The 14,298-nt window shown below is 62.4% G+C and carries 13 protein-coding genes; 9 read left to right on the top strand and 4 right to left on the bottom strand.

All coding sequences use genetic code 11. From position 1 onward, the window contains the following. Positions 1 to 59 precede the first annotated feature (59 nt). The 3 genes from NKL04_RS12720 to NKL04_RS12710 all read left to right on the top strand — a co-directional run bounded on the left by NKL04_RS12720 (position 60) and on the right by NKL04_RS12710 (position 2,901). The gene (locus NKL04_RS12720) at positions 60 to 1,709 is read left to right on the top strand and encodes an ABC transporter substrate-binding protein (protein WP_023715228.1); all 1,650 of its coding nucleotides are present in this window, start codon (positions 60 to 62) and stop codon (positions 1,707 to 1,709) included. Between the two features lie 96 nt (positions 1,710 to 1,805). Then, a complete protein-coding gene (locus tag NKL04_RS12715) occupies positions 1,806 to 2,285 on the top strand; it encodes a DUF3828 domain-containing protein (protein WP_023702310.1) in 480 nt (159 codons plus the stop codon). Positions 2,286 to 2,289: 4 nt separating this feature from the next. Then, positions 2,290 to 2,901 carry a hypothetical protein gene (locus NKL04_RS12710; protein ID WP_023702309.1) on the top strand — a complete coding sequence of 204 codons (612 nt, stop codon included), beginning with the start codon at positions 2,290 to 2,292 and terminating at the stop codon, positions 2,899 to 2,901. Between the two features lie 217 nt (positions 2,902 to 3,118). Here the strand turns inward: NKL04_RS12710 and queF are convergent, their stop codons facing one another. Continuing rightward, the gene (queF, locus tag NKL04_RS12705) at positions 3,119 to 3,580 is read right to left on the bottom strand and encodes a preQ(1) synthase (protein ID WP_023689614.1); all 462 of its coding nucleotides are present in this window, start codon (positions 3,578 to 3,580) and stop codon (positions 3,119 to 3,121) included. A 140-nt stretch (positions 3,581 to 3,720) separates the two neighbouring features. Here queF and NKL04_RS12700 point away from each other — a divergent pair, with 140 nt between their 5' ends. Next, complete coding sequence (locus NKL04_RS12700; protein WP_031209679.1) at positions 3,721 to 5,766, top strand: oxidoreductase; 2,046 nt, start codon at positions 3,721 to 3,723, stop codon at positions 5,764 to 5,766. A gap of 220 nt (positions 5,767 to 5,986) precedes the next feature. Here the strand turns inward: NKL04_RS12700 and NKL04_RS12695 are convergent, their stop codons facing one another. Then, positions 5,987 to 6,394 carry a hypothetical protein gene (locus NKL04_RS12695; protein ID WP_023682929.1) on the bottom strand — a complete coding sequence of 136 codons (408 nt, stop codon included), beginning with the start codon at positions 6,392 to 6,394 and terminating at the stop codon, positions 5,987 to 5,989. 192 nt (positions 6,395 to 6,586) lie between these two features. On the opposite strand from NKL04_RS12695, the gene NKL04_RS12690 reads away from it, so the two are divergent. Continuing rightward, positions 6,587 to 6,991 carry a MarR family winged helix-turn-helix transcriptional regulator gene (locus NKL04_RS12690; RefSeq protein WP_023672921.1) on the top strand — a complete coding sequence of 135 codons (405 nt, stop codon included), beginning with the start codon at positions 6,587 to 6,589 and terminating at the stop codon, positions 6,989 to 6,991. Between the two features lie 21 nt (positions 6,992 to 7,012). Here NKL04_RS12690 and NKL04_RS12685 read toward each other — a convergent pair whose 3' ends face one another. Further along, on the bottom strand, positions 7,013 to 9,079 hold the full coding sequence (locus NKL04_RS12685) for a putative bifunctional diguanylate cyclase/phosphodiesterase (RefSeq protein ID WP_023672920.1): 2,067 nt from the start codon (positions 9,077 to 9,079) through the stop codon (positions 7,013 to 7,015). 310 nt (positions 9,080 to 9,389) lie between these two features. On the opposite strand from NKL04_RS12685, the gene NKL04_RS12680 reads away from it, so the two are divergent. The 3 genes from NKL04_RS12680 to NKL04_RS12670 all read left to right on the top strand — a co-directional run bounded on the left by NKL04_RS12680 (position 9,390) and on the right by NKL04_RS12670 (position 12,385). Further along, on the top strand, positions 9,390 to 10,577 hold the full coding sequence (locus tag NKL04_RS12680) for a glycine C-acetyltransferase (RefSeq protein ID WP_023694421.1): 1,188 nt from the start codon (positions 9,390 to 9,392) through the stop codon (positions 10,575 to 10,577). A 131-nt stretch (positions 10,578 to 10,708) separates the two neighbouring features. Next, positions 10,709 to 11,743, top strand: a complete 1,035-nt coding sequence (tdh, locus tag NKL04_RS12675; protein ID WP_023672918.1) for an L-threonine 3-dehydrogenase — start codon at positions 10,709 to 10,711, stop codon at positions 11,741 to 11,743. 18 nt (positions 11,744 to 11,761) lie between these two features. After that, on the top strand, positions 11,762 to 12,385 hold the full coding sequence (locus NKL04_RS12670; protein WP_023694420.1) for a DUF4304 domain-containing protein: 624 nt from the start codon (positions 11,762 to 11,764) through the stop codon (positions 12,383 to 12,385). A 31-nt stretch (positions 12,386 to 12,416) separates the two neighbouring features. Here NKL04_RS12670 and NKL04_RS12665 read toward each other — a convergent pair whose 3' ends face one another. Further along, the gene (locus NKL04_RS12665; RefSeq protein ID WP_031208795.1) at positions 12,417 to 12,854 is read right to left on the bottom strand and encodes a MarR family winged helix-turn-helix transcriptional regulator; all 438 of its coding nucleotides are present in this window, start codon (positions 12,852 to 12,854) and stop codon (positions 12,417 to 12,419) included. A gap of 122 nt (positions 12,855 to 12,976) precedes the next feature. Here NKL04_RS12665 and hmgA point away from each other — a divergent pair, with 122 nt between their 5' ends. Beyond that, positions 12,977 to 14,290 (top strand): homogentisate 1,2-dioxygenase, encoded by a 1,314-nt coding sequence (gene hmgA / locus NKL04_RS12660; RefSeq protein ID WP_023694418.1) that lies wholly within the window; start codon positions 12,977 to 12,979, stop codon positions 14,288 to 14,290. Positions 14,291 to 14,298: the final 8 nt, after the last annotated feature.

The following is a 14,298-nucleotide window of genomic DNA, read 5'->3' as shown; positions in this document are numbered from 1 at the left end:
GAACGACGAATGAGTTGATAACGGGCGAAGACCCGATGGGAACCGCAAGGGAGAAAGACATGACACTTTTCAAAAGCAATGGCGATCGCGTGCCGACGGCCATCGAGGCGATGGCGCAAGAGACGCGTGCTGGCCGTATGGACCGGCGCGAGTTTCTTGCATTGGCAAGTGCGTTCGGCGCATCGACGGCGCTGGCCTACGGCATGATCGGCCTTGCCGCGCCGGGACAGGCTTTTGCCGAGGAGCCGAAGAAGGGCGGCACGCTGCACATATCGATGTCGGTCAAGGCACAAAAAGATCCGCGCACCTATGACTGGGTGGAACTGGCCAACATCTCGCGCTGCTGGCTGGAGCCGCTGGTCCGCTACACCAGGGAATTCACCTTCGAGCCAGTGCTGCTCGAAAGCTGGGACATCAATGACGACGCCACGGAATACACGTTGCATGTGCGCAAGGGCATCACCTGGAACAATGGCGATGCCTTCAACGCCGATGACGTGGTCTTCAATGTTACCCGCTGGTGCGAGAAGAAGGTCGCCGGCAACTCCATGGCCGCTCGCGTCGGCGGGCTGATCGACGAAAAGTCGGGCAAGGCCAGGGAAGGCGCGATCGCCAAGGTCGACGACAATACGGTCAAGCTGACGCTCAGCGCGCCCGACATTTCGCTGATCCCGAACCTCACCGATTATCCCGCGCTCGTCGTCCACCGCAATTTCGACGCCGAAGGCGCCGACCCGGTCAAGAAGCCGATCGGCACGGGCCCGTTCGAACTGGTCTCCTACGATGTTGGCCAGAAGGCGGTGGTCAAGCGTCGTGAAAACGGCAAGTGGTGGGGTGGTGAAGCGCCGCTCGACAGCGTCGAGTTCATCGACTACGGCACCGACTTCAACGCTTCGATCAACGCCTTCGAATCCGGCGAGATAGACCTCAATTTCGAGACGCCGGCCGACTTCATCGACATCCTGGATAAGATGGGGCTGGAGAAGTCCGAGGTTGCGACGGCAACCACGCTGGTTGCCCGCACGAACGTTACCCACAAGCCCTATGACGACCAGCGGGTGCGCAGCGCGCTGCAGATGGCGGTCGACAACAATGCGGTGCTGGAACTCGGCTATGCCGGGCGAGGGACGGTCGGTGAAAACCACCATGTCAGCCCTATCCATCCTGAATATTTCGCGCTGCCCAAGAAGACGCGCGACGCGGCCGGCGCCAAGAAGCTGATGGCGGACGCAGGGCAGGCCGATTTCGAGCACGAGCTGATCACCGTCGAGGACGATTGGCAGAAGAACACCGGCGACGCGATTGCGGGCCAGCTGCGCGACGCCGGCATCAAGGTGAAGCGCACGGTGCTGCCGGGCTCGACCTTCTGGAACGACTGGACGAAGTATCCCTATTCGATGACCATCTGGTACATGCGCCCGCTTGGCGTCCAGGTGCTGGCGCTTGGTTATCGCACCGGCGAAGCCTGGAATGAATCGGCCTATTCCAACCCGGACTTCGACGCCAAGCTGAAGCAGGCGCTGTCGCTGATCGACGTGGAGAAACGGCGTGAGGTGATGAAGGATGTCGAGCAGATCCTGCAGGATTCCGGCGTCATCATTCAACCCTTCTGGCAGAAGCTCTACAGCCACATGAACAAGAAGGTGAAAAACTACGGCGTCCACCAGACCTTCGAGATGGACCTGCAGAACGTCTGGCTGGATGGCTGAGACGATACAAGCCGGGGCTTCATGAGCCGCAAAAAAAGCCGATATGCAGGATGTCTGGTATTGCCGCCTTGCCGCCGAACCGTCCGGAGATCCTGCATGAAACCGATAGTGCTTGCCGCAGTCTTTTCGATTGCCTTGCCTGCGACGGTGCTGGCCGGGCCGGCTTCCAACGCCGTGAAGTTCTTTTATCTGCCCGAGGTGAAATTCGAGGGAGATGCAAAGTACCGCGACCGCTTCACCGAGCCGGTGACCAAGCTGTTCGATCTCAACGACCAGGCCACGAAGAACAAGCCCGACGAAGTCGCCTGCCTCGACTTCGATCCTGGCCTTGACGCGCAGGATTTCGACCAGACTTCGATTGCCAAGACATTGAAGCTGGCCGAGACCGTCAATGGCGATACGGCCGAAGTCACCGCCACATTCAGCCTTTTTGCGGAAGGCGATGATTCCAAACGCGAAATGCTGTGGTCGCTGAAGAAAATCGACGGCAAATGGAAGGTCGCCGACATTACCTCCAAGACCAGCAACTGGACGCTGAGCGCGCTGGAATGCATGCCCGACAAAGCGCCGGAGTGATCCCGTGCTCCGCCGTCTTGCCCTGGCGCTGTCGACCATGTGCCTGCTGACGGTGGGTATGAGCGCCGGCGCCGCTCAAGGGCTGCTCGGCGCGCCGCCCGCAAATGATCCAGCCGAGACAGCGCCGGGTGGCGGCACGCCGCCCGCAAATCCACCCGGGACAGCGGTGGAACCGGCGACACCGCCGGTTGGGTGGCCGCCGGCCGACGCCCCACCGGCCGCACCCATTCTGCCGGGATCCCCGACGGCGGTGGTGCGGCCATTTTACGATCAGGTGGGACTGGAGCTCGATCCGACCCAGCGCAAGAACTTCGTCGACCCGGCCAAGACCGTACTCGACAAGAGCGACGCGTTGCGCAAATCCGGGCAGGGCGAATGCCTCGACCCCAACATGGCGCTCGACAATGCCGCCTATGACAAGGCCGAGATCGATAAGAGCCTGAAGACACTCGAAGCGATCAATGGCGACCAGGCCAAGGTCATTGTCGCGTTCGTCGTCGCCGGCAACCCGCATCGCCTTGAATGGAAATTCAGGAAAGTCGACGGCGACTGGAAGATATCCGATCTGCTTTCGGTGACCGGTGAATGGGCGCTCAGCCAGTATCAGTGCGAATAATGTTGATTGAGGGTCAGCGCCTGCGATCCTGCGCGCCCCCCCTCTGTCCTGTCGGACATCTCCCCACGGGTGGGGAGATCAGCAGTTCCAGCGTCTCGCCCGCTCCGCATCATTTGAGATTAGCGAAAGCCTATGTGGCGGCCAATCTCCCCCCGTGTGCGGGAGATGTCCGGCAGGACAGAGGGGGGCGCTGTCCCGCTAAAGGTGCAAAATAGCTTCAGCCACGGCCGCGATAGGGGGCAACGCCGGTGTCGGGCAACCAGGCGCCTTCGGGCGGAGCGCCGGTCTGCCAGAAGACATCGATCGGAATGCCGCCGCGCGGATACCAATAGCCGCCTATGCGCAACCACAGCGGCTTCGTTGCCGCCACAATGCGGCGGCCGATCATCACCGTGCAGTCTTCATGGAAAGCGCCATGGTTGCGAAACGAGGTCATGAACAGTTTGAGCGACTTCGATTCCACGAGCGTGGCATCGGGTGCGTAGTCGACGACGATATGAGCGAAATCCGGCTGTCCGGTTACCGGGCAGAGCGAGGTGAATTCCGGGCAGGTGAAGCGCACGATCGCCGGCGGTCCGTCGCCGCGCTGGAACGGCACGGTCTCCAGGAACGCGGTATCCGGGCTCTGTGGCGTCTCGACGTGGGCGCCGAGCTGGGTGAGGGTTTTGGTATCGATCATCGCGGTTTTCCTGGGGATTTTCCGCGCTCATTAGCATCGGATCGAAAAGTGTGCAGCGATTTTCGGATAAATTCGATGCTTAAGACAAGAACTGGAGCAGCGCGCGCTGCTCCGACACAAACTGGAATGGCAGGAAGATGATGACCAGCAACGACCCGCTTCTCCAGCCTTACCAGCTCAAACACCTGACGCTGAAGAACAGGGTGATGTCGACCAGCCACGAGCCGGCCTATTCCGAGGACGGCATGCCGAAACAGCGCTACCGGCTCTACCACGCCGAAAAGGCCAAGGGCGGCATGGCGCTGACCATGACGGCGGGCTCGGCGATCGTCTCGCGCGACAGCCCGGCCGCCTTTGGCAATCTGCATGTCTATGACGACCGCATCGTGCCGTGGCTGGCCGAACTGGCGGACGCCTGCCACGAGCATGACTGCAAGGTGATGATCCAGATCACCCATCTTGGTCGCCGCACCGGCTGGAACAAGGCCGACTGGCTGCCGGTGCTGTCGGCTTCGCCGGTGCGTGAGCCGGCGCACCGCGCGTTCCCCAAAACCATCGAGGACTGGGACATCGAGCGCATCGTCGCCGACTATGCGTCGGCTGCGCAGCGCTGCCAGGCCGCCGGCCTCGACGGCATCGAGTTCGAATCCTACGGCCATCTGATGGACGGTTTCTGGTCGCCGGCCACAAACCATCGCGACGACGAGTTCGGCGGTTCGCTCGACAACCGGCTGCGCTTCACCGACATGGTGCTGGATGCCGTGCGGGCGGCGGTCGGCGAAAAATTCGTCGTTGGCATCCGCATGGTCGCCGATGAGGATTTTGACAAAGGCCTGTCAAAGGCGGAGGGCGTCGAGATCGCGAGACGGCTCGCCAATTCCGGCAAGGTCGATTTCCTGAACATCATCCGCGGCTCGATCGAAAGCGACGCGGCGCTCACCAAGGTTATCCCGGTGACCGGCATGCGCTCTTCGCCGCATCTCGATTTCGCCGGCGAGGTGAGGGCGGCAACAAAATTCCCGACCTTCCATGCGGCGCGGATTTCCGATGTCGCCACGGCGCGCCACGCCATCGCGACCGGCAAGCTCGATATGGTCGGCATGACCCGCGCCCATATCGCCGACCCGCACATCATCAAGAAGGTCATGGAAGGTCGCGAGCACGAGATCCGGCCTTGCGTCGGCGCCACCTATTGCCTCGATCGTATCTATGAAGGCGGCGAAGCGCTCTGTGTCCACAATGCCGCGACCGGCCGCGAGGCCGAGATTCCGCATATCATCGTCATGACCGAAGGGCCCAGGCGGAACGTCGTCGTCGTTGGCGCTGGCGCTGGCGGGCTCGAGGCAGCTCGCGTCATGGCCGAACGTGGCCATCATGTCACGGTGCTTGAAGCCTCCGGTCAGGCCGGCGGCCAGGTCCGGCTCGCGACGCAGAACCCGCGCCGCAAGGAACTGATCGGCATCATCGACTGGCGGCTGGCCGAACTCGACCGGCTCGGCGTCGGGATCCGCTACGATACATGGGCCGAGCAGGACGATGTGCTGGCGCTGTCGCCCGATGTGGTGGTGATCGCCACCGGCGGCCTGCCGCAGAACCCGCCGCTGACATCGGGCGACAATCTCGTCACGTCGAGCTGGGACATCATGGCCGGCAGCGTCAAGCCGGCGGAGAACGTGCTGCTCTTCGACGACAATGGCGGCCATCAGGGCATGGGCGCGGCGGAGCTGATCGCCAATGCCGGTTCGAAGCTGGACCTGGTTTCGCCGGAGCGCTTCTTCGCCCCCGAAATGGGCGGCATGAACCACGTGCCCTATATGCGCGCCTTCCAGGAGAAGGGCGTCACCATCACCATCAACACCAGGCTGCGCTCGGTACGGCGCGAGGGCAACCAGCTGGTCGCCGAACTCGCCTCCGACTTTGCCGACGGCTGGCGCGGCGAGAGGCGGGTCGACCAGGTGGTGGTCGAGCACGGCACGGCGCCGCTCGACGATCTCTATCTCCAGCTGAAACCGCTGTCGAAGAATGGTGGCGCGGTCGACTATGAGCGGCTGGTCGGCGGCGGCGATATTTTTCCTTCACGCAATCCCGAAGGCGGCTTCGTGCTGTTGCGCATCGGCGATGCGGTCGCCTCGCGCAACATCCATGCCGCCATCTATGACGGCATCAGGTTCGGCTTGCGGGTTTGAGCCTACAAGCCGGCCTACGGCTTGTTCCAAAGCTCGATCTCACCCTTCCGGCGGGCGCATCTCGATCGATCAAAGTGATGGGTGGCGCGCAGCCAAACCTCTGTGCGGAGAGCCACCTTGCACATCCGTCCGAACTGCGCGCCGCGTACGCCACCAGCCGAGAGCCAGGCGACGCACGATGCGGAATGGTCTTCAACCGGGAGGCGACGCGCGGCAGGGCTCAAATCATCCTGGCGGTCGCCATGCAAAGCACGGTGAGCACCAGCAGCCAGGCGGCGATGCGCTCGCCGCGGGCCATTTTGGTGCGCAGCGCCGCTTCCGTTGCGACGTCCGCGCCGGCAAGCTGCCGGCTGGTCTTGCGGACGACGACGCTGAGAACGCCGGCAGCGGCGAAGGCGGCCAGGATGCCTAGCGCCAGCACCATTTCCATCGAGCCGAAATAGGCGCCGTGGAAGAAATACCAGAGCAGGGCGCCGGTCACGAACACCATGCCGGCCGAGCCCATTTGCGGTCCGATAAAGCGCTCCGCCCTGATCTCGGGGTCGCGGGCAAGCGTGATGGTGGTGCCGGCCCAGAACACACCGGCCATGACGTGAAGGCCGATAACGACGATGTAGACATATTGCATGACCGCTTCCTCCTTGCCCGCCGCCCGTCCTCGGATCCCTGTCGAATGCAGGATGATACGAACTCGGTAGATCGACACCCATGATAGTTAGGTATCAAATGGTTCGATGTCAATGTATAATGCCGCGTTCCATCGCTCGGCGCCTTGTTCTACTGTCGGCGCATGACTCCCTTTGACCGTCCGCCAATCGGCATGAATCTCGCGCGCACCTCCAAGCTGGTGGCGCAGGCATTTGACGCCGCTTTGGTCGAGGCCGGGGGCACGCTGCCGGTGTGGCTGACCTTGCTTTCGGTCAAGTCGAGCGAGCTTGCCAACCAACGCGAACTTGCCGGCATGATCGGCATCCAGGGCGCCACGCTCACCCACCATCTCAACGCCATGGAGGCGCAAGGCTTGCTGACGCGCCGCCGCGATCCGGACAACCGCCGGGTTCATCTGGTCGAGCTGACGCAGGCGGGCGAAACGATGTTCCTGAAGCTGCGGGCGGCGGCTCTCATCTTCGACAAGCGGCTGCGCGCGGGATTGCCGGACGACAGGCTGGCGGAGTTCGCCGAGGTGCTGGCGGCATTGCGGGCGAATGTCGCGCCGGCCAAATGACCGGCACCGGTGGGCAATAGTCTAGGCTAAATTGCCCTGAAGCACCTTCAGCTTGGCTTTCTTCGGGCTGCGCGCCAGCAGCCATTCGCGCGCTTTGTCCTGCGGCATCGGGAAGGCGATGGAATAGCCCTGCACCTGATCGCAGCCGATTGCCATCAGCGAATCGAGCTCGGCTTCGGTTTCCGCGCCCTCGGCGACGATCGAAATGCCGAGACCGCGCGCCAGCTCGGTGATGGCGCGCACGATCTTGGTGTTGTCGCCATTCTCGTTGATGTTCTGGACGAAGCGGCGGTCGATCTTCAGCCGGTCGATCTCGTTGGGATTGACGTGGCTGAGCGAGGCATAGCCGGTGCCGAAATCGTCGAGCTCAAGATGGACGCCGGCAGCGCGGATGTGGCGCAGCTTCGCCGCGATGCCCGTCTTCTCGTCGTCGAGAATGACGGATTCGACGATTTCCAGCGACAGTTTCTGCGGAGCAAGGCCGGCCTTTTCCAGCGTCGCGAACAGGAAGCGGTCGAAGTCGGGTTCGCGCAGCTCGGTGCCGGACACGTTGACGGCAAGCCGGCCGAAAGCGATGCCGGCGCGATCCCATTCGGCTGCTTGCTCGATCGCCTTGGTAAAGACGATGCGGCCGATCTCGGGCATGAAGCCGCATTTTTCGGCGACCGGAATGAACTCGCCCGGCGCAATCATGCCGCGCTCGGCATGCTTCCAGCGCACCAGCGCCTCGATGCCGCTGATGGCGCCGTTGCTCAGCGACACCTGCGGCTGGAAATAGACTTGGAAGGCGTTCTCCGAAATCGCGACCTTGATGTCGTGCTCGAGCTGCTTGCGGTAGTCTAGCTCGCGCCTGAGTTCCTCGGAGAAGAACGAGAAGCTGCCGCCGCCGAGCTTTTTGGCGGAATAGAGCGCGAGGTCGGCGTGGACGAGCAGATCCTCGGCATTGTCGGCGTCGATGGGATAGACGGCAATGCCGGCGCTGGCCCCTGGAAGGATGGTCGTGCCCTGGAAGGTAATCGGCTCGTTGATCTCCTCCAGGATGCGCCGGGCCAGCATGTTGATGTCCTCGGGGCCGCCGGCGCCATTGAGGATCATCACGAATTCGTCGCCGCCAAGGCGCGCGCAGAGATCCGACGCACGGCAGGAATCGCGCATGCGCTGCGCGGTGACGACCAGCACATAGTCGCCGGCGGCGTGGCCGAGTGTGTCGTTGATCTGCTTGAACCGGTCGAGGTCGAGCTGGATGACCGCCAGCCTCTCGCGCCGGCGATGCGCGCCCTTGATCAGCGTTTCGAAGTGGTCGGTCAGGAAGGTGCGGTTGTGCAGGCCGGTCAGCCCGTCATGTACGGCGATGAAGGCCATCGAGTTGCGGGCATCGACAAGCTCGTGCGTCTTGCGCAGGATCGCCTTCGACATCGGCCGGAAGATGAAAAGCGCCACCAGGACGATGACGCCGATGGTGGCGTAGAACAAGGTGCGATGGAGATCGAGGAGCTTTTCCGACCGCTCGTCTGCGAATGCGGCGATGCGTTGGCCGAGCGCGGCATAACCCGACAGCGTCGCATTGGCGACGGAAGCATCGAGATTGACGCGCTCGCCGCCGCCCTTGTAGGCGGCATTGCCGGAGAGCTGGGATTCGAAGGACGAGATCAGCCTTTCGCCATTGGCGACCAGCCCGACCGAGAAATAGTCGAGGTGGAACGGCTTGCCGTAAAGCACGCTCTCGATCGACTTTGGATCGGACAATGCCGGTGACAGTGGGTCGGCTCCCGTCTGTTTGAGCAGCAGGTCGTAGTTCGTCTCGAACTCGGCGGTCGCCTGTTTCAGCGCGGCAACCAGGGCCGGCTGCTTGTCACGCGCGGCGGAGCCGGTTGCGCTGGTCAAAAAGACAATACGCTGCGACAGCGCCTTCTGGGTGCTGACGATGTCGAGCAGAGTATGGTTGTGCTGTTGCGCCGCCATCATCTGCTGCAGCAGGATGAAGGAGGCCATCACCATGGCGGCGATGATCAGCAGCGCCAGCCAGTAGCCGCTCTTGATCAGCAGGATGAGTTTGCCCGAGACGGTTTGCGCCGGCTGCTGCGACATATTCTAGGTGACCCCTCGGTCGACGGATTTCTGCCACCGATTCGTGGCGAGAAGACCATTGGCTTGAAAGGGTTAACAGGTCTGGAAGCCGGCGGAACTGTTGCTTCGGCAGTAAACGAAAGCTGCCGAGATGGTTATCATGTTCTTTCGCGGCATAGCCGTATTCGCGTGCCTGCTACTCCAGCATGCGGGCCATGCGATCGGGTCGCGCCAGGGTTGAGCCCGCCGTGCCACCGAAACGGTCGCTTTTGCGATGGATTTTTAGTGCGCGTAGCGCGACAGTCGCGCCAATCTCAACAGGACCTGATCCATGAGCGCGGCATTCCTCTCCCATATCGACAACGAACTGCAAGGGCTGAAATCCGCCGGGCTCTACAAATCCGAGCGGGTGATCACCTCGACCCAGTCGGCTGAGATCGAAGTCGGCGGCGACAAGGTGCTGAATTTCTGCGCCAACAACTATCTCGGCCTCGCCGACAGCTCAGAATTGCGCGATGCAGCCAAAGGCGCGCTCGACCGCTACGGCTACGGCATGGCCTCGGTGCGCTTCATCTGCGGCACGCAGGAAGAGCACAAGCAGCTTGAATCAACGATTTCATCATTCCTCGGCATGGACGACACCATCCTCTACGGCTCCTGCTTCGACGCCAATGGCGGCCTGTTCGAGACACTGCTCGGCGAGGATGATGCGATCATTTCCGATGCGCTGAACCATGCCTCGATCATCGACGGTGTGCGGCTGTCGAAGGCCAAGCGTTTCCGCTACGCCAACAACGACATGGCCGATCTCGAAGCCCGGCTGAAGGAGGCGAAAGACTGCCGCTTCCGCCTGATCGCCACCGACGGTGTGTTCTCCATGGATGGCATCATCGCCAATCTTAAAGGCGTCTGCGACCTCGCGGAAAAATACGACGCCATGGTCATGGTCGACGACAGCCATGCCGTCGGCTTCGTCGGCAAGAACGGCCGCGGCTCGGCCGAGCATTGCGGTGTCGAGGGCAGGGTGGATATCATCACCGGCACGCTCGGCAAGGCGCTCGGCGGCGCCTCCGGCGGCTACACCTCCGGCAAAAGCCAGGTCGTCGACTGGCTGCGCCAGCGCTCGCGGCCCTATCTCTTCTCCAACACGCTGATGCCGGCGATCGCCGGCGCCTCGATCAAGGTGTTCGAGCTGATCCGAAATGGCGACGCCCTGCGCCAGCGCCTATATGCCAATGCGGCGCGCTTCCGGTCCGAGATGGGCAAGCTCGGCTTCACGTTGGCCGGCGCCGATCACCCGATCATCCCGGTGATGCTGGGCGATGCCAGCCTAGCGCAGGAAATGGCGGCGCGCATGCTGAAGCGCGGCATTTATGTCATCGGCTTTTCGTTCCCGGTGGTGCCGAAAGGCCAGGCGCGCATCCGCACCCAGATGTCGGCGGCGCACTCCAGCGCCGACATCGATCGCGCCGTGGCGGCATTCGCGGCGGTCGGCAAGGAATTGGGCGTGATTGGCTGAGAGTTTTACCCTCCCCCATGTCGGGAGGCGGGGTGGGGGTCTGCAGGGTCACGACCTCCGCCAGTTTTTTGACCCCCATCCGGCCCTTCGGGCCACCCTCCCCGCAAAGGGGGAGGGTAAGGAGTTGTAGCATGTCGAACATGATGAAGGCGCTGGTGAAGGCCAAGGCCGAACCGGGCATCTGGATGGAAGAGGTGCCGGTGCCGGAGATCGGCCCTAACGACGTGCTGATCAAGGTCAAGAAGACGGCGATCTGCGGCACCGACGTCCACATCTACAATTGGGACCAGTGGGCGCAGAAGACCGTGCCGGTGCCGATGGTGACCGGCCATGAATTCGTCGGCACGGTGGCCGATTTCGGCGCTGCGGTCACCGAATACAAGGTCGGCCAGCGTGTCTCCGGCGAAGGTCACATCGTCTGCGGCCATTGCCGCAATTGCCGCGCCGGCAGGGGGCATCTCTGCCGTAACACGCTCGGCGTCGGCGTCAACCGCCCCGGCGCCTTCGGCGAATATCTGGCGATCCCGCAGCACAATGTCGTGCCGATCCCCGACGATGTGCCCGACGAGATCGCCGCGATCTTCGATCCCCTGGGCAATGCCGTCCACACCGCTCTGTCCTTCGACCTGGTCGGTGAAGACGTTCTGGTCACCGGCGCCGGGCCGATCGGCATCATGGGCGCGCTCGTTGCCCAATGTGTGGGGGCGCGAAAAGTCGTCATCACCGACATCAACCCGGTGCGGCTGGCGCTGGCCAAAAAGCTCGGCGTCCAGCATGTCGTCGATGCCTCGAAGGAAAAACTGCGCGACGTTATGCCGGCGCTGGGCATGACCGAGGGTTTTGACGTCGGCCTCGAAATGTCGGGCGCCGCGCCCGCCTTTCGCGACATGATCGACACCATGAACAATGGCGGCAAGATCGCCATTCTGGGCATCGCGCCGACCGGCTTCGAAATCGACTGGAACAAGGTCATCTTCAAGATGCTGCACTTGAAGGGCATCTACGGCCGCGAAATGTTCGAGACTTGGTACAAGATGATCGCCCTGGTGCAGGGGCCGCTGGATGTGTCGGGTCTGATTACGCACCGCATTGGGATCGACGATTTCCAGACGGGGTTTGACGCGATGCGGAGCGGCAGTTCGGGCAAGGTGGTGATGGATTGGTGAGGCACGTGTGGGTGCAAGATGGCGGACAATGAGCACGGTCGTATCATTGCCTCGCAGGCAAAGCTCGTACTGAAGCCGGCCGGATTTCGACGCAAAGGGCAGTCCCGAATCTGGATCGCCGATCGCGGCTTCTGGCTAAGTGTAGTCGAGTTCCAGCCCAGTTCCTGGTCCAAGGGCACTTACCTTAACGTAGCAGTCCACTGGCTCTGGGGTTCGCTTCCGGAAACGATTACCTTCGATCGCGTTGAGCGCATTGGACAGTTCGTTCCGTTCGAGAGCCCGCCTCAGTTTCTTCTCGCGGTTGATCAAATGGCCAAGAAGGTCGTCGAAATCGATCAGGTTCACCGATCGATGTTCCCTTCCGTCCAGGCGACAGCGAAAATCCTCGTGAGTGAATTGCAGCCGGGCGCCTACGGCGAGTGGGCGGCCTTCCACGCCGGGGTGGCGGCTGGTTTGGCCGGTGATTTTGAAACGGCAAGGCGACTGTTTGAAAGCGCTCAAAGACACGCGGCTTCGCAAGCGCAGGCGCTTCTAGCCTACATTGATGATCCGGCGGCATTTCGAAGCCGTGTCAGAGGCTTCATTGAAGCCGAACGCGCCTATTACGGTCTAGGGGCGTTGCCTGCCGCATTCGCGATCTGATTTCAGCGACGGTCGAACTTATGGGAAGATCTCAACCCAAGGTGAGTTTTGCCTCCAGCGCCGCCACCCCATTCACAATCGCCGCCCGCTCTTCCGTACCAAGCCTCTCCAGCAACTCCCGTTCAAACGCCTTCGCCAGCGGCACCATTTCGCCATAGGCCGCCAGCCCCGCCTTCGTCAGCGCCAGATGCTCTACACGTCGATCATTCTCGTCGGTTGTGCGTACCAGCCAGCGTCGCCGCTCGAGCTCGGCCACGGCGCGCGACACCTTGGTCTTGTGCATGGCCGACTGTTCGCCAAGCGCTGTCGCCGTCATGGTGCCGCGCTGTCCGAGCCCTGACAGCGTGCGCCATTCCGGCCGCGTCAGGCCGTGGCGGTCGCGGTAGATTTTTGAAAATTCGCGGCTGACGGCGTCGGCCAGCCGGTAGAGCCGATAGGGCAGGAAGCTTTCGAGTTCGAGGATTTCCATCTGCACCATGGATGCGGCATTCGCCCGTTGATAGTTACATTTTCGATGGTTACAAATGAAACCAGTTTGGTCAACATCGCCGGCAAGCAGCGCTTTGCGGGGCCGGGTTCAGGGAGGATCGGATGACCTTTTCCTACATGCCGGGCTTCGGCAACGACTTCGAAACCGAGACGCTGCCCGGCTCGCTGCCGCAGGGGCGGAACTCGCCGCAACGGCCGGCTTACGGGCTCTATGCCGAACAGCTATCGGGCTCGCCCTTCACCGCGCCGCGCGGCACCAATGAGCGTTCCTGGCTCTACCGCATCCGGCCGAGCGTAAAACACACCGGCCGCTTCAAGGCAGCGAGCTATCCCCTGTGGAAGACAGCACCCAATGTCGGCGACCACGAACTGGCGCTCGGGCAGTATCGCTGGAGCCCGGTGCCGATGCCGAGTGAGCCGACCGACTTCATCGCCGGCATGCGCACCATCACCACTGCCGGAGATGTGCTGGGCCAAAGCGGCATGGCCGCGCATGTCTATGTCGCCAACCGATCGATGGTCGACGATCATTTCTTCAATGCCGATGGCGAGTTGCTGATCGTCCCCCAGGTCGGCGCCTTGCGCTTCGTCACCGAGATGGGTGTCATCGAGCTGCGGCCCGGCGAGATCGCCGTGCTGCCGCGCGGGCTGGTGTTCAAGGTCGAGCTCATCGACAAGGAAGTGCGCGGCTATATCTGCGAAAACTACGGCGCCAAGCTGACGCTGCCGGACCGCGGCCCGATCGGCGCCAACTGCCTGGCCAATCCTCGCGATTTCAAGACGCCTTGCGCCTGGTTCGAGGAGAAGGAAACGCCGTGCCGGCTGACGGTGAAATGGTGCGGCAATTTCCATGTCACCGAGATCGGCCATTCGCCGCTCGATGTCGTCGCCTGGCACGGCAACTACGCCCCCTACAAATATGATCTGGCGACGTTTTCTCCGGTTGGCGCCATCCTGTTCGACCATCCCGATCCGTCGATCTTCACCGTGCTGACGGCGCCGAGCGGCGAGGAGGGCACCGCCAACATCGACTTCGTCATCTTCCCGCCGCGCTGGCTGGTGGCGGAGGATACGTTCCGCCCGCCCTGGTACCACCGAAACATCATGAGCGAGTTCATGGGCCTGATCCACGGCCAGTATGACGCCAAGGAGGAAGGTTTTCTCCCGGGCGGCATCAGCCTGCACAATCTGATGCTGGCCCACGGCCCAGACGCGCCTGGCTTCGAAAAGGCCTCGCGCTCGGAGCTGAAACCGGTCAAGCTCGACAACACCATGGCCTTCATGTTCGAGACCCGATTCCCGCAAATGCTCACCCGCTACGGCGCCGAGCTTGAAACGAGGCAGGACAATTACATCGATTGCTGGACCGATCTGAAGAAGCGTTTCAACGGCACGCCGGAGGGCGACTGGTCTTGAGATCAGCC

The sequence above is a fragment of the Mesorhizobium sp. C264A genome (assembly GCF_040324515.1).
Taxonomy (GTDB): Bacteria; Pseudomonadota; Alphaproteobacteria; order Rhizobiales; family Rhizobiaceae; genus Mesorhizobium.
This window is presented reverse-complemented; position numbering and strand designations above follow the sequence as displayed.